This is a genomic window from Lysinibacillus louembei (assembly GCF_033880585.1).
Classification (GTDB): domain Bacteria; phylum Bacillota; class Bacilli; order Bacillales_A; family Planococcaceae; genus Metasolibacillus; species Metasolibacillus louembei.
In genome coordinates this window covers 3,217,175-3,239,041 of sequence record NZ_CP137624.1, presented here as the reverse complement: position 1 = coordinate 3,239,041, position 21,867 = coordinate 3,217,175, and the positions used below count along the sequence as shown (strand labels likewise).

Here is a 21,867-nt window from a genome sequence, read left to right as displayed (position 1 = left end):
GACATTCGATGAGCGAATTTGGCTGTTGGTTGAGCGAATTCCACAGTTCGATGGGTGAATCAGTGCTGCATCTAGCCAAATAGAATAAAGTATCGCTTTTGAATTGAAAGAAAAACTGATAATCAGCAGGGAATGTTGTATTCGAGTGTTTGTGGTGCACAGCGGACGAGAAAGAAGAGAAGTTACACAAAAAGGGAACACAGCTAATCTCTGTGTTCCAAATAGTTTCTTATGCAAGCATAATTTTTTCTAATTGCAATGGCTCGATATATTCGTCGCCCTTGTATGCGCGCATGTTGCCGCCTGAAATTTCATCAATTAAAAGGATTTCATTGGTTTTTGCATCGCGACCAAACTCAAGCTTAATATCGTATAAAGTTAAGCCTTTTTTAGCCAGCTCTGCTGCAACGAATTTCGAAATTTCAATTGTGCGTTGCTTTAAAATTTCGTATTCCTCTAATGATAAAATGCCTAGCATAGCAAGCGCATCTGCTGAAATGGGTGGGTCTTGTCGCTCGTCATCTTTAATCGTTACTTCAACAAAGGCGTCTAAATCTTGCCCTTCCTTGACATAGGCACCGTAGCGGCGAAGGAAAGAACCCACTGCTTTAAAGCGGCAAATGACCTCTAAGCCGTTACCAAAAACCGTAGCAGGCTTCACCGTCATTGTTGCATCATCGAAATTGGCATCCACATAATGCGTTGGTACACCTTGCTCATTAAGCTTTGAATAGAAGAAGGAAGTGAGGCGAAGTCCTGCTAAGCCAGCGCCTTCAATTGTTAAGCCAACTGTGTTCGCACCTGGATCAAACACGCCGTCCTCACCTGTTACATCATCTTTAAATTGCAATAAATAATGACCATCTTCAAGCTGAAAGACATTTTTCGTTTTACCTGTGTATACTAATTCCACAAGAAACCCTCCAATTCACAAAATTATAATTACATTTTAACACGAACGATTACGTATTTGTCTATATAAAATGTTCGTTTTTGAAATTAAAAATAGACTGTCGATTTGTCGACAGCCTACAATATTAATAAACGCCTTCTGCAATCATCCCAGTTGCAACTTTTTTAAAGCCAGCAATGTTTGAGCCTACAACTAAATTGTTTGGGTAACCGTATTTTTCAGCTGCATCTTTGCTTTCTGCAAAAATATCTTTCATAATATCGTGTAATTTCGTATCTACATCGTTAAATGCCCAGTTATGGCGGCTTGAGTTTTGTGCCATTTCAAGCGCTGATACAGCAACGCCACCAGCATTCGCCGCCTTGGCAGGACCGAATAAAACACCAGCATTTAAAAAGACGTTAATCGCCTCTAAATCGGATGGCATATTAGCCCCTTCGGCAACTAATTTGACACCATTTTCAACGAGCGTGCGTGCAGCGTCACCGTTAATTTCGTTTTGTGTCGCACAAGGTAGGGCAATATCACAAGGAATTGTCCAAATGTTTGAGCAGCCTTCCACATATTGTGCATTAGGGTGGTAATCTAAATATGTGCTAATACGTGCGCCTTTTACTTCTTTAATTTCTTTTATTGCCTTTAAGTCAAGACCCTTTGGATCGTAAATATAGCCGCCTGAGTCAGAGCATGCGACAACATTTGCACCGAAATGCTGCACCTTTTCAATTGCATAAATAGCGACATTGCCTGAGCCAGAGACAACGACTGTTTTATTCATAAAGGATAGATGGGCATCATGCAGCATTTCGCTGACAAAATATACTAAGCCATAGCCAGTTGCTTCCTTGCGTCCTAAAGAGCCACCATAGCCCGGCTTTTTACCTGTTAGTACACCTTGCTCGAATTGCCCGCGAATGCGCTTGTATTGTCCCCATAGATAGCCAATTTCGCGTGCGCCAACACCGATGTCACCAGCTGGAACATCGCAATCAGGCCCAATGTAGCGATAGAGCTCTGTCATGAATGCCTGACAGAAGCGCATAATTTCAGCATCAGACTTTCCTTTTGGATCAAAATCTGAACCACCTTTTGCGCCGCCGATTGCCTGACCAGTTAAGGCATTTTTGAATATTTGCTCGAATGCTAAAAATTTCATAATGGATTCGTTTACAGTAGGGTGGAATCGAAGACCGCCTTTATATGGACCTATTACATTATTAAATTGTACGCGATAGCCGCGATTCACTTGTACTTTATTTTCATCATCTAACCATGCAACGCGGAATGAAATGATGCGGTCAGGTTCAACAATACGTGCTAAAATATTATGGTGAATATATTCTGGGTTTTGGGCAAAAACAGGTACTAGCGATAAAAAGATTTCTTCAACTGCCTGTAAAAATTCTAATTCAAAGGCATATTTCTTTTTTAATTTTTCAAATACACCATCAATATATTCTTTTGCTAGCTGTTCATGGTTCATTACATCAGTCATCATAAAAAAGTTCCCTCCTAAAAATACGGTTAAATGTTATAGTATTATGATTTTTCTTGCAATTCAATAAATTTTTATTCGCTTTTATGAGAAGGGAGGAGAAAAAGCCGGCAAAAAATTATATAAAAATAATAAAATAAGAGAGAGAAATGTGCTTTTTTGAAAGGGGAAATCATTGATGATTCAATTGCTAATTGATGCAGATGCCTGCCCAGTTATTGATTTGGCGCTATCTGTTTCATCTCAATATAAGATAAAACCTATCTTATTTTGCGATACTTCACATCGCATTGAGCGTGATAATGTAATAACGATTGTTGTGCCAAAGGGACCTGATTCAGTTGATTTTAAGCTAGTGAATTCGCTTTCTAAAAATGATATTGTCATAACGGGGGATTATGGATTAGCTGCCATGTGTTTGGCGAAAGGCGCATTTGTTGTGGACCATAATGGCAGAGAAATGACTGCCGATAATATAGACCAGTTGCTCGCTTTTCGTTATGAGAGTGCAAAATTCCGCCGAGCAGGTGGAAGAACGAAAGGACCCAAAAAGCGCACCGAGGAAAATAATATTGCCTTCAAAAAATTTTTTCAACAAATTTGTGAACGGGCTGTCAAATTGAAAGGAGAAATGAATAATAATGCATAATTCATTCGAAAAAAGGCTAGAAAATTTACCGCTTATTCCATCTTTACAACGAGCTGAGCCTGTCATTTGGTTTAACGATCAAGTAAATAATGAACAAAGCTTCCCTTTTTCAATGGCAATGGTTTATGAGGCGGAAGCAAGATTGAAGCGTTTTGCGCCATATTTGCAAGACGCTTTCCCAGAAATACAAGACGGAATCATTGAATCGCCTATTATCGAAGTCGAGCAAATGAAGGCATATTTAGAAAATGCTTATGCAACGAAAATTGAAGGAAAGCTTCTATTAAAATGTGATCATGCATTACCAATTGCAGGCTCAGTAAAGGCGCGTGGTGGTATTTATGAAATATTAAAGCATGCCGAAAGCTTAGCAATTGAACACGGGTTATTATCGAAGGAAGATGATTATCGCAAATTGCATGATGACCGCTTCCGCCAATTTTTCCAAAACTATAAAATTGCAGTGGGCTCGACAGGAAACTTAGGATTAAGCATTGGCATTATTAGCGCAAAGCTAGGCTTTCATGTAACAGTGCATATGTCGATGGATGCGAAGGAATGGAAAAAGCAATTGCTGCGAGATTTAGGTGTCACAGTGATAGAGTATGAGGCGGATTATAGTGAGGCTGTCAAACAGGGGCGTTTAGAGGCAGAGCAGGACGCTACATGCCACTTTGTTGACGATGAAAATTCACTTGATTTATTCGCAGGCTATGCGGTTGCAGCGCTACGTGTGAAGGCTCAGCTAGAGGCACAAAACATAGCGGTTGATGAGGAACACCCGCTATTTGTTTATATTCCATGTGGTGTTGGTGGGGCACCTGGTGGGATTAGCTATGGCTTGAAGCAGTTATATGGTCAAAATGTTCATATTTTCTTTGCCGAGCCAACGCAATCGCCATGCATGCTGCTCGGGATGATGACAGGCTTACATGATGAAATTGATGTGGCACAAATCGGCTTAACGAATGAAACCGAGGCGGATGGGCTTGCGGTTGGGCGAGCGTCGAAATTTGTTGGCGCACAGATGGAAACGATTGTGAGTGGTTGTTATACTGTAAAAGATGCGTTTTTATTTGAAAGTTTGCGAGAAATGTATAAGCGGGAGCATATTTTCATGGAGCCATCTGCACATGCAGGCTTTTTTGGCCTTATACAGCTAGTGGACACTTATTCACAGAAAAATGCCAATCATCTCGTCTGGTCAACAGGCGGCAATTTAGTACCAAATGAATGGCGCACGCATTATTTACAAAAATAAAAATTTGAGGAGTTTTAGGCTGTGATTATAACTGTTTTTATCGTCGGTTTTATAATGGCTGGCATATTAGACTTATTATTAAGAAAGAAGTTCAAAATTGAAAAAAATGAAAGATTTATGGATCAATATATCAATAAAGCACATTTTGTATTTGAAATTTTGCTCTGTGCATTTTTTATCGTCAATGTGGCAGTGAGGGGCTTTCCTGAGAAATATTTGTATTTTTTATTGTTTCTATTTTTCGGACTTGTCTTTGCAGTTCGCCTTGCGCTGGAATATATCTTTAAAAAGGCACAACGAAAATATATTATTTCACTTGCTTATATGATTGTTTGTCTAGCTTGTGCGTTAACAATTTTATTGTTCTTATAAGGGGGAGAGAAGGCAAATGGCACAATCAATTATGATTCAAGGCACTGCCTCGGATGTTGGGAAAAGCTTAATTTGCACAGCATTATGCCGCATTTTTGCAAATGACGGATACCGCGTCGCCCCGTTTAAATCACAAAATATGGCACTCAATTCCTATATTACAGAGGATGGCTATGAGATTGGGCGTGCGCAAGGTGTGCAGGCAGAGGCGGCGCGTGTGAAGGCGATAACACAAATGAATCCGATTTTATTGAAGCCAAAGCAAAATATGCGCTCAGAAATTATTTTTAATGGCAAGCGTTATGTTGAAATGGATGCGATGGATTATCGAGAAAATTTTGTTGAGAAGGTTATGCCAGAGGTGGAAAAATCGCTGCGCTATTTGCAAGAGCATTTTGATGTGATAGTGCTTGAAGGGGCGGGAAGTCCAGCTGAAATCAATTTAAAGGCACGAGATATTGCGAATATGCGCATGGCACATTTAGCAGATGCACCTGTTATTTTAGTAGCAGATATCGATCGTGGTGGGGTGTTTGCCACAATTGTTGGCACGCTTGCGTTGTTAGATGACGGTGAGAGGGCACGTGTCAAAGGTATCGTGATTAATAAATTTCGCGGCTTGAAGGAGCTGCTTGATGACGGGCTCACTTGGCTAGAGCAGGAGACAGGCATTCCGGTTTTAGGTGTTATTCCGTATTTAGATGTACCGATTGAGGCAGAGGATTCATTAGCATTATCATCATTGCGTTTGAAGCAGGCTGCAAAAGGGGAGTTTGCTATTGATGTAGCTTTTATTCGTCTACCACATCTTGTCAATTTCACAGATATGGATCCACTATTAGAGGAACCTGGTGTTGGTGTACGTGCGGTAACGACAGTTGCAGAGCTTGGTAGCCCTGACCTTCTTATTTTACCAAGCTCAAAAAATATTGTTCATGATTTACAATGGCTAAAGGACACAGGTCTTGCACAGGCAATTGTTCAACGTGCAACAAAAATTGTTGGTATTGGTACAGGCTATTACATGCTTGGTGCAACGATAATGAGCGAGCATAACCTGTACAAAGGGCTACAGTTACTGCCGCTACAGACAATGCTTTTACAACAAGAGACGAAAAGGCAAGTAGCTGGCAGCATTATTGCAACAAAGGAGCAAATTGTTGGCTATGAAATGAACATAGGTGAAGTGACATTATTAAATGGAGCTATACCATTTATTCAATTGGCGGATGGGCATGACAATGGTGCTGTATCAGAGGATGGACATGTGCTTGGAACAACGCTACACCATCTACTGCACAACCGACATGTCACGCGTCGCATGATGAACGAGATTCGTCAAGTGAAGGGGCTGCCGTTCATCAATGAACAGCTTCAAAGCGATGAAGAGCTGCGTGATCAAGCCTATGAATTGCTTGCACAGCACGTTCGTATGCACTTAAATATGGAAAAAATTTATGAATTCATGCAAATGGAGGAACGACATGCTGACGGTTGAACTAGGTGAGGAGCTACTTATTATTAAAAGTGAGCAGCCATTAAAAGTGCTAAGCTCGGCTATGCTGAATCCAGGGATTGGTCGTTATCAATATTTCGTCAATCGAACGGTTGATAAAAATTATTATCCTGAGGATGCAAAGTGTGAGTATGAGCAATTTTTACAGCAATATACAATGCCCCTCCAGATGACAGTTGCGATGATGACCGCGGTGCAGCAACGCTTTGTGATGAGGGAGCAATATGTGGATGGAGAAACTACGATTGATGTTTTTATTACGGCAGGATTAGGCAATGCGGTCGATGTAACACAATCCTATCAATATACATATAAGCCAGCCGTCGGAACGATTAATATTTTCGTTTTTGTGGATGGGGATATGAGCGATGAGGCGTTCATCCAAGCATATCATTGTATCATTGAGGCAAAGGTGAAAGTGCTGCATGAGCGTGGTGTTATAGATAAGCAAAGTGGCACAATTGCGACAGGCACGTCAACAGATAGCGTCGCTCTGGCAGTGAAGGAGCGTGGTGAATTTCATGCATATGGCGGCTCAATTACTCGTTTAGGGGCGCTGATTGGCAAAGGTGTTGCGGCGACATTGCATAAAGCGATTGATGGCTATGATGCTTATCAAAAAGGTGAGCTGCGATGAACATCGTCATTGTTGCCATCGCAATTTTGCTTGATCGTCTTGTTGGAGACCCACCTAGGCTACCACATCCTGTTATATGGATTGGCAAGCTTATTTCATTTTTTGAGCAGCGCTGGAATCATGGGACGGCACATGTTTTAAAGGGGGCTATGACAGCAATATTTGTTGTTAGTTTAACAGGAATTATTGTTTGGGGGCTTATTTATCTAGCTGGATTACTGTCTGTTTGGCTTGCAGTAGCGCTAGAAATATTGCTTATTGCGATAGCGATTGCACAAAAGAGCTTGAAGGATGCGGCAATGGTCGTTTATGATGCGCTGCGACGAGGCGATATGCAGGAGGCACGCATAAAGCTTGGCTGGATTGTTGGACGTGATACAGCACATTTAGAGGAGCCTGAAATTGTCCGAGGTGTTGTTGAAACCGTTTCTGAAAATACAAGTGATGGCATTACAGCGCCAATTTTTTATGCGCTGTTATTTGGTGCAACAGGCGCGTGGGTCTATAAGGCAATCAACACGCTTGATTCGATGATTGGCTATCGCAATGAACGCTATGGGGAGTTTGGTCGCTTTGCTGCAAGACTTGATGATGTGGCCAACTTTATTCCGAGTCGTCTTACAGGCTTGTGCATTTTATTATTTACGAAAAATGAAGGAACTTTTGCATTAAAGGAGCGGCTGTGTTATTGGCTACGCGATGCGAAAAAGCACCCAAGCCCAAATAGTGGCTATTTAGAGGCAGCAACCGCCTTGCAGCTAGGCATTCGTTTAGGTGGAGAAAATACCTACCAAGGGAAAACCTCATTTCGTGCCTACATGGGTGAGCCTATAGTGGAACTAAGCAAGGTACATATTTTACGTGCTATTCAGCATTTATATGCGGTGACAATACTTTTTACGTTATTGATTGGAGGCATGATGTATGCGATATCCCGCACATGGAGCTAATCCAGCTACATTATACCAGCAGCTACAACTAGAGATGCCTGCACAAATTGTTGATTTAAGCGAAAATGTCAATTTTTTAGGGCCACCAGCAAGCTTTCAGGAGGTATGGTCAGCGGCATTTGAGCAAATCGCGCTATACCCACATGAGGATGCTGAGCCTTTGCGTAGCGACTTGGCGAGACATCATCATGTGCTAGCAGAGCATGTTGTCATAGGCAATGGCGCAGCGGAAATCATAATGGCATTAGCAAAACGCTATAGGTCAAAGCCTGTTATTATTGTGGAGCCTTCTTTTTCTGAATATAAGCGAACGTTAATGCAGCAGCATGCAAGCATTCAATCGCTTATTGTGGAGGAGCTAACGAGCTATGTACTACCAATGGAACGATTAAAGCGAGCGATGATAGGCGCAGAGGCGGTTTATATTTGTAATCCGAACAATCCAACTGGCGTGGTGACACCTAGGTCAAAGCTGTTGGAATTGCTACAATATGGGCAACAAGTAGGCTGTGAGTTAATTGTAGATGAGGCATTTATGGATTGGACAGATGAATCACAATCCGTTATTGATTTGGTAGCATCATTCAACAATCTAGTTGTACTGCGTTCGATGACAAAAATGTATAGTATGGCAGGTGTTAGACTAGGCTATGCGATTACACAGCACGCTGCTAATTTAAAGCTAGAGCTACCGCATTGGAATGTCAGTGCGCCCTCGATGGCGCTTGGGATGCAGGCATTGCAAGAAGCGGAATTTTGTGAAAATTCAAGGCAACAAGCGACAGCAATGCGCACAAAAGTGACACATTGGCTAAAGGAGCATGGCTGTACTGTGACAAATAGTGAAACAAACTATATAGCATTTCGTTTGCCTTCTTGCTATGACCCAACAGAGTTTTATTTTGCATTATTGAAAAAAGGCATTGTATTGCGCCACACGCAAAATTTTGTAGGCATGGACGGAGCATGGTTCCGCCTTGCCCTAAAGGAGCCATATAAAATGACCGCCTTCCAACAAGCGATGGAGCAATTTTTTCTATAGAGTAATTTCAAACTTCCCTCACATTTGTACGTTATACTGAAAAAGTAGGAGGGAATCAAATGAAAAAAATAATGATGCTTGTAGCGGTATGCTTTTTATGTGTAATACAAAGCGTAGAAGCGCATACTGTGACAGAAAACAATATGTATGAGGATGTAGCACCCACAGCTGAAAATGCACAAAAAATATTATTATTAAATAGCTTAGGCTTGCTTGGCTATAATGGTCAGGATATGAAGCTAGGGCAGGATGAAAATTTGTCGCGCATGGAGTTTGCGGCGTGGCTTGCAGGCTTTTTCCATTTAGAAGGGGATAATTTTGAGCAACAAGCCAATGCGAGCTTGCAGGAGGAATATGTGTCCTCCTTGCAAGGCGATTTGACATATGGTGAGCTTAATGCAGCCTTGTTCCATAAAAAACTCAAGCTGGACAAGCCTGAGGCAACATTAACAAAGGCACAGTATATCGATTTTATTGTTGAGCATTTAAATGAGGATATGGGCGGACATACGCTAGTACAGATGGGCGGCTTTATGGAAGGACCTACAGGTGTGATTGATGATGTGAAAACAGCGGATGGCGCTGTGACACTCACAATTGATGGCAAAGACTATTTGTTATCAGGACATCCACGCATATCTGCACAGACGGATAATGCAGAAGAGTGGGCTGGTAAAAGGGTAGAGCTGTCTTATTTTACAACGAGCAATAGTAGTCATGGGCATCACCATGCTGAGCAGCAATCAAATGATGAGGCTGCCTTGCAATATGTTCAGCTAGAGCAGACAGTGGCAGAGGACAATACGAAAAGCAAATGGCTTATGCCCGCAATTATTATTGCAGTGCTTGCAATACTGGCATTGTTATTTTTGAAGCGTAAATAAAGGGAAGGGGCTGTTTGAAAATCCATTTTCAGACAGCCTATTAAAGTATAGTAAAGAAATAAAAATATTAAGAAAAGATAGCATTTTCATTTAAAAGTATGATACAGTAATAGCACAATTGAATAATGTGTAAGATTTGGTGTCAAGCGAAAGCTTGACTTAAAAGGGAAGTCGGTGCGAATCCGACGCTGTCCCGCAACTGTAAATCGGAGCAAATCACAAATGCCACTGGTGAGAAACTGGGAAGGCTGTGAGGCGCAGTGATGATAAGCCAGGAGACCTGCCAACATCTAGTACACACCAAATACCTACGTGGAAATAGGTGGTGAAAAGTAACAATTGTTACGAGTACGAGCGATCAAACAATAGCGAATGGAGCACCCATTTCGTGTTTTTTTGCAATGTTCGAATTTATAGCCATTTTCCATCAAAGGAAAATGGCTTTTTTGCGCACTTTAAAAATGACAAAGAGAGGTTGATGAAAAGCATGGCATATGTAGCAACAGCAATTGGTTATCCGTATATCGGAGAAAATCGCGAATGGAAAAAGTCATTGGAGAAGTTTTGGAAGCAGGAATTAACAGAAGACGAATTTGTCACACAGCAAAAGGAAATTCGTTTAAGTCGTATTGAAAAGCAATTACAGCTTGGCTTGAACATAGTTTCGGTTGGCGATTTTACCAACTATGACCGCATACTAGATACAGCGGTAATGTTTGGACTGGTACCAAAGCGTTTTAATTGGCAAGGTGGCAAAGTCGATTTAGCAACATATTATGCGATGGCACGTGGAAATAAAGATGCCGTTGCTTGTGAAATGACGAAATGGTTTAATACAAATTATCACTATATTGTGCCAGAATATGAAGGACAGACATTACAGCTTACAGAAAATACTTTATTGAAGCATTTTGTTGAAGTAAAGGCAGCATTTGATATTACAGCAAAGCCAACGCTTATTGGTCCTTATACATTTATCAAGCTAACGAAAGGCTATGACCGCGTATCGAAGGCATCCTTTGTCTTAGCCTTATTACCTTTGTATATACAAGTAATCAAGGAATTAGCAGCAGCTGGCGTACAATGGGTGCAGCTTGAAGAGCCTGCCCTTGTTACCACGTTAAATCAAGAGGAAATTCAACTTGTACAAGAAATATATGGACAGCTTACAACAGCAGCACCTGAAGTGAACATTATGCTGCAAACGTATTTTGAGTCGTTATCAGCCTATGAGCAGCTTGTTCAGCTACCAGTGCAAGGTATCGGACTTGATTTTGTGCATGGCTATCAGGATAATATGCAGGCATTGCGTCAGCATGGCTTCCCAAGCGACAAAGTGCTAGCGGCAGGTGTGATTAACGGACGTGATATTTGGCGTGCAAATTTAGCCGAAGTGAAGACAATGATACAGGCAATCGAGCAGCTTTCAGGTGCAAAGGAGCTATGGATTCAGCCTTCTTGTCATTTACAGCATGCACCGATTACAACGAAATTTGAGACAAAACTAGATAAGGTGCTGCTCGATGCACTCGCTTTTGCAGATGAAAAAGCAGTAGAAATTGTAGAGGTGGTTGCCAATTTACAAGGACAAGAATCAACGGCTATTTCTGCTAGTATGAAGGCGATTGAAGCTTTGAAAAATCATCCGATTCGCAACAACAAAGTAGTTCAGCAAGCGGTTCAAACAATTGAGCAAGCAGATTTTGAGCGCAGCACGCCATTTATAGAACGTTTAGCTATTCAACAAAAGGCACTGCAATTGCCGCTTTTCCCAACAACAACAATTGGTAGCTTCCCACAGTCTGATGAAGTCAAGCAAAAGCGCAACGCATGGCGCAAAGGCAATTTAACAAATGAGGAGTACAATGCCTTTTTAGAGCAGGAAACAGCACGCTGGATTGCCATCCAAGAGGAGCTGGATATTGATGTGCTTGTGCATGGCGAGTTTGAGCGTACAGATATGGTGGAGTATTTTGGTGAAAAGCTAACAGGCTTCGCATTTACAACAAATGCATGGGTCGTGTCCTATGGCTCTCGCTGTGTCAAACCACCGATTATTTATGGTGATGTAGCATTCGAGGCACCCATGACAGTGAAGGAAACGGTGTATGCACAAAGCTTAACAAAGCGTCATATGAAAGGGATGTTAACAGGTCCGGTAACGATTTTAAATTGGTCGTTTGTGCGTGATGATATTGCACGTAAAGATGTCACATATCAAATTGCATTAGCGCTACGAAAAGAAATTGAATCTCTGGAGGAAGCAGGTATTTCGATTATTCAAGTGGATGAGCCTGCATTACGTGAGGGGTTACCGCTGCGTAAAGAAAATTGGAATGCTTATTTAGAATGGGCAGTAGGGGCATTTAAATTAGCAACAGCAAGCGTCAAGGATGAAACGCAAATTCATACACATATGTGCTATTGCGAGTTCAACGATTTCATTGAGCCAATTAGCGCCTTAGATGCTGATGTTATTTCCATTGAAACATCGAGAAGTCATGGCGAATTAATTAACTCATTGCAGCATAACCCATACGATAAAGGCATCGGCTTAGGCGTTTATGATATTCATAGCCCCCGTGTGCCAAGCGAAGCAGAAATGTTAACAATTATGCAAGACAGCTTGCAAGTGTTAGCACGCAATCAATTTTGGGTCAATCCAGACTGTGGCTTAAAAACGCGCAAAGAGCCTGAAACAGTGGCGGCACTTGCCAATATGGTGCAAGCAGCCAAAACATTGCGTCAGCAAATCGAGCAAGTGATTTAAAGAGGTGTACACGATGGACCAGCAAATAGTTAAACATTACGAGCAAGTATTAAAAGCAAATATTATGCAAATTCAGCTTAACGGAGCTTCACTAACTTTGTCTGAGCAAGTAGCACAATTAGTGGCGAAGGATAGAGCAGACCAAGCTGAGATTCGTCGAGCCTATGATAATGTGGTACGTGAATTAATCGGAGAAGCGCTGTAATGAAAAAGAGTCACTTTACGAAGTGGCTCTTTTTTCATTTGCAAAAAATAGGAATTTATAGCAAAATAGAATTTGATATTTCTAATTTTTACATATATTTCACATCGTGGAGGTAAATAAATGAAAATTCAACAAGAGGGCGATTATGTCGTGATTAATAATTTTAAAATCGAAGGATACATTTTAGCAGAGCGCTGTGAGCAATGTGGCAACCCGAAAATTCGCAACGATCAATACGATGCTTATTTTTGTGCCTACTGCAATAAATGGCTTGAAGAGAAATGCACAGACCCCAACTGTCGTTATTGTCCACAAAGACCAGACAAACCGATACCAGAGGCATATGTGAAATGACCACTATTTATTTTGTACGTCACGCACACTCACATTACACGCCGGATGAGTATAATCGCCCATTGTCAGAACAAGGCTGGATAAAGGCACAAAAGTTAGTCAATGTATTTGAAGGAATTGATATTCAGGCAATCTATGCTAGCTGCTATCAAAGAGCAGTAGAAACTGTTCAACCGATTGCTGCAAGTAAAAAACTAGCTATCACTCAAGAAAAAGCATTGAATGAGCGCATTTTAGCAAAAAGCAGTGTTCCTGATTTCGCAAGTGCCATCGCTAAAGTATGGGCAGAGCCAACTTTCTTTTTTGATGGCGGAGAGTCCAATATAATGGCTCAGCAGCGGGTGGTACCAGTGCTAGAGGAATTATTAATGCGCCATCAAAATGAAAAGATTATCATTGGCATACATGGTAACATTTTAACATTGTTGTTGCAGCATTTTAATCCAAAATATGATATAGATTTTTGGCAAAGCTTGAAAATGCCAGATATAGTTGTAGCGAAGTTTAAAAATAAACAATTGCTTTCTACAACACGATTAATTAAGTAGGAGATACCTATGGAAATAAAAAATCATGGATATATATTTCAAAAATTTATACCGCTTCAAGAGCATGAGCTAACAAGCTTTGAGCAGCTAGCTGGCTCCTATGCTATTATTCAATCCGAGGGTAGATGGCTTATTTGCTATAATCGCTGGCGCAAGCAATGGGAGTTGCCTGCGGGAGGTTGTGAGGCAGATGAAACACCGAAACAATGTGCTGTTCGAGAATTGTATGAGGAAACGGGACAAATAGCAGCCGAGCTCTCTTTTTATGGGGTGCTAAAAAGTCGAAATATTCAAAATGATAATGTCAAATATAATCCAGTATATTATGGGGTAATAGAACAATTGATGCCTTTTGTTGAAAATGAGGAAACGGCTTGTATTTTACTATGGGATATGAGAGCAGCAATTGAGGCAATTGATGAAGTGGATTTAGCGCTCTTGCAGGCAATCAATCTTTTGTCCTTGAAGCGCCTTGTATGATATAGTTAAATCAATATATTAGAGGTGATTGTGATGAATCGAAAGATACTGAAACGGCTTCCTTTACACAAATTAATGGACTTAAAAGTTGATTACGCCTTTAAACAAATGTTCGGTAGTGAAAAGAATAAAGAAATTACGATTGTGTTTTTAAATGCTATTTTGCAACGAACAGGTCGTGATACGATACAAGAAGTGCTATTTGCTAATCAAGAAACTGGTGGCGAGTATGAAGAAGATAAGCAGTCGCGCTTAGACATTGTTGTTAAAACGCAAAAAGGCGAATGGATTAATGTCGAGATGCAGCTATCCAATCAAGAAGATATGTTAAAGCGTACATTATATTATTGGTCTCGTTTATACGCGGCACAACTACAAAAAGGAAAAGGCTATCGCACATTGCGTCCAACGATTACGATTAATATTTGTAATTTTACGGTTTTTGAGGAGCAAAATTATTATCATAGCACATACCATTTGTATGAAGATACGACTTTGAAGCGCTTGCAGCCAAAGGATGATGTATTAGAAATCCACTTCATCGAAATGAACAAATTTTTAAGTGCTTGGCATCAAGAGCAGCTCAAACCACTGGATGATATTTTAGCGAGGTGGCTGTTACTACTTGGCATGGTTGACGCTCGTAAAGAGCACGTCTATCAAGACATTTACCGAGAATTGGAGGTATTAGCAATGAAAGATGAAACTTTATTAGAAGCATTCAATGTATGGGAAAGCTTAAGCCAAACACCGGATACAATCATTGCATACCAATCTCGTCTAAAGGCTATTTTAGATGAAGAAGCGCGTTTGGATGATGTGCGTGAAAAAAGCCTGCAGGAAGGATTAGAAAAAGGGTTAGAAAAAGGGCTTGAACAAGGTATTGAACAAGGTATCGAAAAAGGCGTGCTGAAAGTAGCCAAGGAGCTAATCGCATTAAATTTGGATATGGAAACAATTCAGCGAGCGACAGGGTTAACTGAGCAAGAAATTGAGAAATTACGTAAGAAGTAGTAAGAGGTATTAGCAATGAAAGATGAAACTTTATTAGAAGCATTCAATGTATGGGAAAGCTTAAGCCAAACACCGGATACAATCATTGCGTACCAATCCCGTCTAAAGGCTATTTTAGATGAAGAAGCGCGTTTGGATGATGTGCGTGAAAAAAGCCTGCAGGAAGGGTTAGAAAAAGGGCTTGAACAAGGTATCGAAAAAGGCGTGCTGAAAGTAGCCAAGGAGCTAATCGCATTAAATTTAGACATGGAAACAATTCAGCGAGCGACAGGGCTAACTGAGCAAGAGATTGAAAAGCTATGTAGCGAGTAGATTAAGGTATTACTCGCTGCATAGCTTTTTTGTTTAAAATCCTAACTTCCCAAATAAACCTTTACGTGCGTCTAATTCCACTTTGTGACTACAATCATCACAGGCAAATCTGCCGTTCATATTTTGTTTATAGAGCTGATACTTGCGAGTGCCTTCTAAAATTTTGAAATCCTTTTTGCAACAAATACAATTTGATACGTAATAAAACATTTTGATTTCCTCGCTTTCATCTCGTTTCTTCTATTATAGCATGCAATTTTCAGAAAATATTGTGACATAAAGGGAAACTTTCAATTGGGGGTGTTAATACAGAAGAAAGTGCAACACTTCCTGCAAATGAATCAATAGACCTATTGTATATACTTAGTAATGTTTTTATACTAACATTAAAGTATCGAAATGTTACTAAGTGAAGGGGAGAAGGAAAATGACAGCAGTTTTTGGCAAATGGCAGGATTGGACTTGGTTTGAGCGCATATGGCTTGCTTTGTTCACCGCAATTAATTTCATTTTATTTTTTGCATGGAATGACACGATATTAGGATTAATTTCATCCATTTCAGGGATGCTATGCGTCGTTTTAGTTGCAAAGGGAAGAATTAGTAATTACTTTTTCGGCATCATCCAAACGGCAACATATGGCTATATTGCATACACGTATCAATTGTATGGAGAGTCGATGCTGAATTTATTATTTTATTTACCAACACAATTTATCGGTATCTATATGTGGCTAAAGCATAAAAAGCCTGAAAATGAGGCAGTGCATGGAGAAACGATTTATGCAAAAAGACTTTCTATGAAGCAATGGTTAGTTGTTGTGGTAGCCTTTGCTATTGGTGCGGTGCTCTATGGGTGGCTTTTAACGTCAATTAATGCACAGCAAGTACGAATTGATAGCATGGCGGTAGTTTTGTCTGTCATCGCACAAATTTTAATGATTTTACGCTTTGCGGAACAATGGATTATTTGGATTTTAGTCAATGTATTAACAATTACACTATGGGTTATTACACTTGTGCAAACAGGTGGCAATGATTGGACGATGGTCGTGATGTGGAGTGCCTTCTTAGCAAACTCAGTGTACGGCTATGTGAACTGGCTACGCATTGCGAAAGGGCAGGTGAATGGACAATGAAAGTAGGGTTTTATGGTGGGAAATTTATGCCATTTCATCAAGGTCATTTGTATAGTACATTAAAGGCGAGTGCCATGGTGGATAAATTATATGTCATTGTTTTATATGATGAAGCACGTGATCGTAAGCTTTGTGCGGAGGGCAATATGCTATACGTTCCATATAAGGAGCGGGCATTATGGATTTCCCAGGAGACGAGAGATTGCTCGAATATAGAGGTGCTTTATATAGAGGATGCTGACTCGCTGGATGAAGATTATAATTGGTTTGAAGGTGGCAAGCGCATTAAAGCAGCAATTGCTGAGCCAATTACCCATGTATTTAGCTCTGAGAGCAGCTATAGCAAATGGTTTGATGTGATTTATCCAGAGGCGGAGCATGTCGTATTAGATGAACAACGTCAAATGTTCCCAATTAGTGCCACACAAATTCGAACAGAGGGTGTCTATAAGCATTGGCATATGCTGCCCGTTAGCGCTCGTCCATTTTTCACAAAAAAAGTAGCTATTGTAGGTACAGAAAGCTGTGGAAAAAGTACGTTAGTGCGCAATTTAGCAAAGCTTTTTCAAACGGCGTATGTTGAAGAATATGGTCGGACAATTTGTGAGGAAATCGGCAATGGCTCAAATTTAATTATGGATTGTCATTATGAAGCAATTACTTATGGACATAAGCATTTAGAGTTTCAGCGCTTAAAAGAAGCAAATCAAGTGTTATTCATTGACTCAGAGCAAGTAGTGACACAATATTATACAAAAGTGTATCAAGGTTATGAGCTACCGATTGTCGAAGCGGCAATTGCGACACAGCGCTATGATTTATATTTATACTTAGAGCCTGATGTGCCATGGGTTGAGGACGGCTACAGAGTATTAGGTGAGGAAACGGTGCGTGAAAAAAATAATGCTTTATTAAAAGAAATGTTTGCACAGCGTCATATTCCAATAGAAATTATTAGCGGCACATATGAGGAACGAATGGAGCAGGCGATACAGCTTGTACGTGCACTATTCAAATAGAAAGGAATGGTTATAGTGGACAATGAACAGCAATTTCTTGCGCAATATCAGAAGGAAAAGGATCGGTATGAAAAGCCGAGTGTAACAACAGATATCGTCGTATTTACCGTTTCACAGGAGCGCCCTGCATTAGAGTTATTGCTGATTCAACGGAAACACCATCCATATAAAGATTGCTGGGCCCTGCCTGGCGGCTTTATGGATATTGATGAATCATTGGAGCAAGCAGTACAGCGAGAGCTGGCTGAGGAAACGGGTATTACCAATATTTATGCTGAGCAGCTCTACACATGGTCGGATGTAGCACGTGATCCACGTATGCGTATTTTAAGTGCCTCCTATATGGCACTGACGCCAAAGGATAAATTGCAGCTAAAGGCGGGCGATGATGCACGGGATGCAGGATGGTTTACGGTGAAGACAGAAAGCTTGCTCAAAGAATATAAAGAAACGAAGGAAATGCTAGAGGAAACAGAGGAAATTTTATTAACATTGACGAATACACAAAAGGATGTGCAGGCAAAGGCAACATTGCGCGTACGCAAGCAAGCATATGGCACGAAGACGAGCGAAACCATTGAAATGGTAGAGGATGCTGTGAATACGATTGCCTTTGATCATGCGAAAATTATTTTGTATTCTTTATACCGCCTACGTAATAAAGTAGAGTATACGAATATCGCCTTTAATTTAATGCCTGAAAAATTTACATTGCCTCGCTTACAAGCAGTGTATGAAATGATTTTAGGGAAGAGTTTATTCAAGGCGCAATTCCGCCGTCATATCGCAGATAAAGTGATTGCAACAGGGGAAGAGGTGAAGGAGGGAGCGCATCGCCCATCACAGCTTTACCGCTACAATCATCGTTGGGTATTCGGCTCATTGTAACGAAAGTAGGTGGAATCTATGAAAGCAATGCACTTACAATCATTGCTTGATGCTTATCGTGATTTATCTGAATCGGCCTTTCTGCAATACACGGCACAATTTGATATGGAGAAAATGCGGACGAATGAGCTGGATGATTTAAATCAGCTAGTGGAGGAGCTGACTGCTACAGGGAAGCCCTCACTACATCATTTCTTCGTTGGCTATAAAATTAAACAAATTAGCAAGGAATTTGATTTATTGCGTATCGGCAAAAATTATATTGTCAATATTGAGCTGAAAAGTGAGAGCACGAAGCAGCGCATGCGCAAGCAATTGCAGCAAAATGTTTATTATTTGAAATTTTTAGAGGTTGATATTTTGAGCTTTACCTTTGTATCATCAACGAAAACATTGTATCAATTAAAGGATGATAAGCTGATTAAAGTATCCTTTCTGCATTTGCTCAAAGTGCTAGAAAATCAGCAAATTCGCCTGCTAACAAATATTGATGATGTATTTGATCCAATTAATTATCTCGTGTCACCATTTGAGCTACCGCATGCCTTTATTAATGGCGAATATTTTTTAACTTCTCCACAAATGACCTTTAAGCGGGAAATACTTGATTTAGTGGAGCACAATACATCTGTTGTCATCGACGGTGCACCAGGTACTGGTAAAACATTGCTAACTTATGATTTAGTGAAGACATGGAGAAAAGCAGGGAAACGAGTTGTACTTGTACATGGTAATGTGCTGAATAAAGGGCAACGTATTTTAAATGAGCAATATGGCTGGACGATTCAGACGGTGGATGTGATGTCATTAGCCAATGTAGATATTGTCGTTATCGACGAGGCACAAAAGCTTAGCTATGAGCAACTGCAGCGTATTCGAGCAGAGCTATTAGAAAGTAAAATACCAGCTGTTTTCTCACTTGATGCAGGCTATTATTTGTTTGGTGAGGGTCATAGAATTGATGTGCGAGGCTATATTGAAAAGCATTTTGCAACGAAAATTTATGAGCTGAAAATGGTTATGCGTTATAACAAGGAAATGCAGTCCTTCGTGCATCAGCTTTTTGACCAACGCCTTGTTATTGAGAAACAGCATTTTCCAAATATTAGCGTCCATTATTTTTCCACAGAGGCAGCTTTTACACAGCATATTGAGGAATGTAAGCGGACGAACTGGCTTGTTGTCGATTGCTATCATTTTGAACGACCGACAACACGCGATATTTTAGGACATGAATTTAATCGTGTATGTGTCATCATCGATAATCACTTTACGTACAAGGCAAATGGTCGTCTATCCGCCGCAAGAAAAAGCGCAACAATTGACCCGTTGCAAGTGCTCTATCACACCATTATTCGTACACGTAAAAAATTGCAATTAGTTATAGTAGATAACGTAACAATATTGCAAGCCATTATCAATTTATTGAAAAATGAGCATTGAAGGTAGTTGCAAATAAATCAAGGAAAACGCAAATAAAAGTGAGAAGTCGCAAATAAATCAAGGAAAGCGCAAATAAAAGTGAGAAGTCGCAAATAAATCAAGGAAAGCGCAAATAAAAGTGAAAAGTCGCAAATAAATCAAGAAAAGCGCAAATAAAAGTGAGAAGTCGCAAATAAATCAAGGAAAACGCAAATAAAAGTGAGAAGTCGCAAATAAATCAAGGAAAGCGCAAATAAATTTGAGAAGCCAACAAATAAATCCAAAAAGCTGAACTATTAGGGAGCATTTCACAATAGTTCAGCTTTTTAATTGAGGGCTCAGTATCCTCAACTACTAGATTTTATAGCTTTTGAAGGTAGTTTTTTAATTTTGTCGCGACAAATGTGACGAAATTGTGTTTTGATTTGATGGTGAATTGACAAGAAAGCGCTTACTATAAATGTAGTAGTAAAAAATACTTAATTTATAGATTTTACAAGGGGGTTATTGTAGTGAGTGAAAAGAAAGGGTTTCAGGTGAAGGTGCAGCGATTTGGTAGCCAATTGAGCTCAATGATTATGCCAAATATCGGTGCTTTCATCGCATGGGGGTTAATTACAGCCTTATTTATTCCGACAGGTTGGATACCAAATGAAAGCTTAGCTTCATTAGTTGGTCCAATGATTACGTATTTATTGCCATTATTAATCGGTTATAGCGGAGGTAAATTAATACACGGTGAGCGTGGAGGTGTCGTTGGTGCCATTGCAACGATGGGGGTAATCGTTGGAACGGATATTCCAATGTTTATCGGTGCGATGATGATGGGTCCACTCGGTGGATTTGTCATTAAGCAATTCGATAAATTAGTAGAAGGTAAAATTAAGTCTGGCTTTGAAATGCTAGTAAATAACTTCTCAGCAGGGATTTTAGGTGGCGCATTAGCCATTCTTTCCTTCAAAGTAATTGGTCCAGTTGTTGTGAAATTTAGCGATATTTTGGCATCAGGCGTTTCATGGATCGTTAATGCAGGCTTATTACCATTTGTTAGTATTCTAGTAGAACCTGCAAAAGTGCTATTTTTAAATAATGCCATTAACCACGGTGTATTTAATCCGATTGGTATGGCAGAGGCAGCCGAAGCAGGGAAATCGATTATTTTCTTATTAGAAACAAATCCAGGACCAGGGCTTGGTATTTTACTTGCCTTTTGCTTATTCGGTAAAGGCATGGCGAAAAACTCTGCACCAGGGGCAGTGGTGATTCACTTCCTAGGTGGGATTCATGAAATTTACTTCCCGTATATTTTAATGAAACCGGCGTTAATTTTTGCAGCAATTGCTGGTGGAATGAGCGGTGTGTTCACGTTTACACTGTTGAATGCAGGACTTGTAGCAGCACCATCACCAGGTAGTATTTTCGCTTTATCTTTGATGGCACCACGTGGTGGGTTACTGCCAGTGTTAGCGGGGGTATTAGTGGCAACGATTGTTTCCTTTGCGATTAGTGCACTTATTTTAAAAACAAGTAAAGATACAGAGGATGATATTGCAAAGGCGAGCCAAGAAATGGAAGCGTTAAAAGGGAAGAAAAGCTCTGTAGCAAGCACATTCCAGCAACCAGCAACAGAAGTGCGCAAAGTGGTGTTCGCTTGTGATGCAGGAATGGGTTCTAGTGCGATGGGTGCTTCCATGTTAAAAAATAAATTCAAAAAGGCAGAAATTGATATTGAAGTAACGAATACATCGATAAGTAATTTGCCGAGTGATGCAGATATTATTATTACGCATAAGGATTTAACGGATCGTGCTCGCGCTCAGCAGCCAAATGCCGAACATATTTCAGTGGAGAATTTCTTAAATAGCCCGAAATATGAAGAATTAATTAATCGTTTAAAATAAAGTTAATTATCAATAATAAACATAAGCGTTTTCACCAATGTGAAAACGCTTGTCTAGCTAAGGGCATTTTGACTGAGAATAAAAATAGTGCAGAAAC

At 40.3% G+C, this 21,867-nt stretch carries 22 protein-coding genes and 1 riboswitch; of the genes, 20 read left to right on the top strand and 2 right to left on the bottom strand.

Features of this window, described 5'->3' with window-relative positions; genetic code table 11:
- Positions 1-229: 229 nt before the first annotated feature.
- Positions 230-913, bottom strand: a complete 684-nt coding sequence (locus tag R6U77_RS16115; RefSeq protein WP_293920038.1) for a phosphoribosylaminoimidazolesuccinocarboxamide synthase — start codon at positions 911-913, stop codon at positions 230-232.
- 124 nt (positions 914-1,037) lie between these two features.
- Positions 1,038-2,408, bottom strand: coding sequence for an NADP-specific glutamate dehydrogenase (gene gdhA, locus R6U77_RS16110; protein ID WP_406601110.1), 1,371 nt, complete (start codon positions 2,406-2,408; stop codon positions 1,038-1,040).
- A 178-nt stretch (positions 2,409-2,586) separates the two neighbouring features.
- Here gdhA and R6U77_RS16105 point away from each other — a divergent pair, with 178 nt between their 5' ends.
- The 20 genes from R6U77_RS16105 (at position 2,587) to R6U77_RS16010 (ending at position 21,770) form a co-directional block, all read left to right on the top strand.
- A complete protein-coding gene (locus tag R6U77_RS16105; protein WP_319836436.1) occupies positions 2,587-3,057 on the top strand; it encodes a YaiI/YqxD family protein in 471 nt (156 codons plus the stop codon).
- Positions 3,050-4,318 (top strand): D-serine ammonia-lyase, encoded by a 1,269-nt coding sequence (locus R6U77_RS16100; protein WP_319836435.1) that lies wholly within the window; start codon positions 3,050-3,052, stop codon positions 4,316-4,318. The genes R6U77_RS16105 and R6U77_RS16100 overlap by 8 nt, the downstream gene beginning before the upstream one ends.
- A 21-nt stretch (positions 4,319-4,339) precedes the next feature.
- Complete coding sequence (locus R6U77_RS16095; protein ID WP_293920034.1) at positions 4,340-4,690, top strand: DUF4181 domain-containing protein; 351 nt, start codon at positions 4,340-4,342, stop codon at positions 4,688-4,690.
- A 16-nt stretch (positions 4,691-4,706) separates the two neighbouring features.
- Positions 4,707-6,188 carry a cobyric acid synthase gene (locus R6U77_RS16090; RefSeq protein ID WP_319836434.1) on the top strand — a complete coding sequence of 494 codons (1,482 nt, stop codon included), beginning with the start codon at positions 4,707-4,709 and terminating at the stop codon, positions 6,186-6,188.
- Positions 6,175-6,843 carry an adenosylcobinamide amidohydrolase gene (locus R6U77_RS16085; protein ID WP_319836433.1) on the top strand — a complete coding sequence of 223 codons (669 nt, stop codon included), beginning with the start codon at positions 6,175-6,177 and terminating at the stop codon, positions 6,841-6,843. The genes R6U77_RS16090 and R6U77_RS16085 overlap by 14 nt, the downstream gene beginning before the upstream one ends.
- Positions 6,840-7,793, top strand: a complete 954-nt coding sequence (gene cbiB / locus R6U77_RS16080; protein WP_319836432.1) for an adenosylcobinamide-phosphate synthase CbiB — start codon at positions 6,840-6,842, stop codon at positions 7,791-7,793. Before R6U77_RS16085 ends, cbiB begins: the two co-directional genes overlap by 4 nt.
- A complete protein-coding gene (locus R6U77_RS16075) occupies positions 7,768-8,835 on the top strand; it encodes a pyridoxal phosphate-dependent aminotransferase (protein WP_319836431.1) in 1,068 nt (355 codons plus the stop codon). Before cbiB ends, R6U77_RS16075 begins: the two co-directional genes overlap by 26 nt.
- Positions 8,836-8,894: 59 nt before the next feature.
- On the top strand, positions 8,895-9,719 hold the full coding sequence (locus R6U77_RS16070) for a hypothetical protein (protein WP_319836430.1): 825 nt from the start codon (positions 8,895-8,897) through the stop codon (positions 9,717-9,719).
- A gap of 120 nt (positions 9,720-9,839) precedes the next feature.
- A riboswitch (cobalamin riboswitch) is annotated at positions 9,840-10,021 on the top strand.
- 185 nt (positions 10,022-10,206) lie between these two features.
- Positions 10,207-12,489: a 5-methyltetrahydropteroyltriglutamate--homocysteine S-methyltransferase gene (gene metE, locus R6U77_RS16065; RefSeq protein ID WP_406601109.1), complete on the top strand. Its 2,283-nt coding sequence runs from the start codon at positions 10,207-10,209 to the stop codon at positions 12,487-12,489.
- A gap of 13 nt (positions 12,490-12,502) precedes the next feature.
- Positions 12,503-12,694: a hypothetical protein gene (locus R6U77_RS16060; protein WP_293920027.1), complete on the top strand. Its 192-nt coding sequence runs from the start codon at positions 12,503-12,505 to the stop codon at positions 12,692-12,694.
- A 120-nt stretch (positions 12,695-12,814) separates the two neighbouring features.
- Positions 12,815-13,048 (top strand): hypothetical protein, encoded by a 234-nt coding sequence (locus R6U77_RS16055; RefSeq protein WP_293920026.1) that lies wholly within the window; start codon positions 12,815-12,817, stop codon positions 13,046-13,048.
- Positions 13,045-13,596 carry a histidine phosphatase family protein gene (locus tag R6U77_RS16050; protein ID WP_319836428.1) on the top strand — a complete coding sequence of 184 codons (552 nt, stop codon included), beginning with the start codon at positions 13,045-13,047 and terminating at the stop codon, positions 13,594-13,596. The genes R6U77_RS16055 and R6U77_RS16050 overlap by 4 nt, the downstream gene beginning before the upstream one ends.
- A gap of 9 nt (positions 13,597-13,605) precedes the next feature.
- The gene (locus R6U77_RS16045) at positions 13,606-14,076 is read left to right on the top strand and encodes an NUDIX domain-containing protein (protein WP_319836427.1); all 471 of its coding nucleotides are present in this window, start codon (positions 13,606-13,608) and stop codon (positions 14,074-14,076) included.
- Positions 14,077-14,109: 33 nt separating this feature from the next.
- On the top strand, positions 14,110-15,090 hold the full coding sequence (locus tag R6U77_RS16040; protein WP_319836426.1) for an Rpn family recombination-promoting nuclease/putative transposase: 981 nt from the start codon (positions 14,110-14,112) through the stop codon (positions 15,088-15,090).
- 15 nt (positions 15,091-15,105) lie between these two features.
- Complete coding sequence (locus R6U77_RS16035; RefSeq protein WP_319836425.1) at positions 15,106-15,402, top strand: hypothetical protein; 297 nt, start codon at positions 15,106-15,108, stop codon at positions 15,400-15,402.
- A 427-nt stretch (positions 15,403-15,829) separates the two neighbouring features.
- Positions 15,830-16,540: a nicotinamide riboside transporter PnuC gene (gene pnuC, locus R6U77_RS16030; protein WP_319836424.1), complete on the top strand. Its 711-nt coding sequence runs from the start codon at positions 15,830-15,832 to the stop codon at positions 16,538-16,540.
- Positions 16,537-17,559: a multifunctional transcriptional regulator/nicotinamide-nucleotide adenylyltransferase/ribosylnicotinamide kinase NadR gene (gene nadR / locus R6U77_RS16025; protein WP_319836423.1), complete on the top strand. Its 1,023-nt coding sequence runs from the start codon at positions 16,537-16,539 to the stop codon at positions 17,557-17,559. Before pnuC ends, nadR begins: the two co-directional genes overlap by 4 nt.
- A 15-nt stretch (positions 17,560-17,574) precedes the next feature.
- The gene (locus R6U77_RS16020) at positions 17,575-18,447 is read left to right on the top strand and encodes an NUDIX hydrolase (RefSeq protein ID WP_319836422.1); all 873 of its coding nucleotides are present in this window, start codon (positions 17,575-17,577) and stop codon (positions 18,445-18,447) included.
- Positions 18,448-18,465: 18 nt separating this feature from the next.
- Positions 18,466-19,890 carry an AAA family ATPase gene (locus R6U77_RS16015; protein WP_319836421.1) on the top strand — a complete coding sequence of 475 codons (1,425 nt, stop codon included), beginning with the start codon at positions 18,466-18,468 and terminating at the stop codon, positions 19,888-19,890.
- Between the two features lie 491 nt (positions 19,891-20,381).
- Positions 20,382-21,770 (top strand): PTS mannitol transporter subunit IIBC, encoded by a 1,389-nt coding sequence (locus R6U77_RS16010; protein ID WP_319836420.1) that lies wholly within the window; start codon positions 20,382-20,384, stop codon positions 21,768-21,770.
- Positions 21,771-21,867 lie beyond the last annotated feature (97 nt).

Excerpts from the sequence above, each read along its gene's own strand:
- gdhA (WP_406601110.1), bottom strand. The coding sequence starts at position 2,408 with ATGACTGATGTAATGAACCATGAACAGCTAGCAAAAGAATATATTGAT.
- R6U77_RS16105 (WP_319836436.1), top strand. The coding sequence starts at position 2,587 with ATGATTCAATTGCTAATTGATGCAGATGCCTGCCCAGTTATTGATTTG.
- R6U77_RS16100 (WP_319836435.1), top strand. The coding sequence starts at position 3,050 with ATGCATAATTCATTCGAAAAAAGGCTAGAAAATTTACCGCTTATTCCA.
- R6U77_RS16090 (WP_319836434.1), top strand. The coding sequence starts at position 4,707 with ATGGCACAATCAATTATGATTCAAGGCACTGCCTCGGATGTTGGGAAA.
- R6U77_RS16085 (WP_319836433.1), top strand. The coding sequence starts at position 6,175 with ATGCTGACGGTTGAACTAGGTGAGGAGCTACTTATTATTAAAAGTGAG.
- cbiB (WP_319836432.1), top strand. The coding sequence starts at position 6,840 with ATGAACATCGTCATTGTTGCCATCGCAATTTTGCTTGATCGTCTTGTT.
- R6U77_RS16075 (WP_319836431.1), top strand. The coding sequence starts at position 7,768 with ATGCGATATCCCGCACATGGAGCTAATCCAGCTACATTATACCAGCAG.
- R6U77_RS16070 (WP_319836430.1), top strand. The coding sequence starts at position 8,895 with ATGAAAAAAATAATGATGCTTGTAGCGGTATGCTTTTTATGTGTAATA.
- metE (WP_406601109.1), top strand. The coding sequence starts at position 10,207 with ATGGCATATGTAGCAACAGCAATTGGTTATCCGTATATCGGAGAAAAT.
- R6U77_RS16060 (WP_293920027.1), top strand. The coding sequence starts at position 12,503 with ATGGACCAGCAAATAGTTAAACATTACGAGCAAGTATTAAAAGCAAAT.
- R6U77_RS16055 (WP_293920026.1), top strand. The coding sequence starts at position 12,815 with ATGAAAATTCAACAAGAGGGCGATTATGTCGTGATTAATAATTTTAAA.
- R6U77_RS16050 (WP_319836428.1), top strand. The coding sequence starts at position 13,045 with ATGACCACTATTTATTTTGTACGTCACGCACACTCACATTACACGCCG.
- R6U77_RS16045 (WP_319836427.1), top strand. The coding sequence starts at position 13,606 with ATGGAAATAAAAAATCATGGATATATATTTCAAAAATTTATACCGCTT.
- R6U77_RS16040 (WP_319836426.1), top strand. The coding sequence starts at position 14,110 with ATGAATCGAAAGATACTGAAACGGCTTCCTTTACACAAATTAATGGAC.
- R6U77_RS16035 (WP_319836425.1), top strand. The coding sequence starts at position 15,106 with ATGAAAGATGAAACTTTATTAGAAGCATTCAATGTATGGGAAAGCTTA.
- pnuC (WP_319836424.1), top strand. The coding sequence starts at position 15,830 with ATGACAGCAGTTTTTGGCAAATGGCAGGATTGGACTTGGTTTGAGCGC.
- nadR (WP_319836423.1), top strand. The coding sequence starts at position 16,537 with ATGAAAGTAGGGTTTTATGGTGGGAAATTTATGCCATTTCATCAAGGT.
- R6U77_RS16015 (WP_319836421.1), top strand. The coding sequence starts at position 18,466 with ATGAAAGCAATGCACTTACAATCATTGCTTGATGCTTATCGTGATTTA.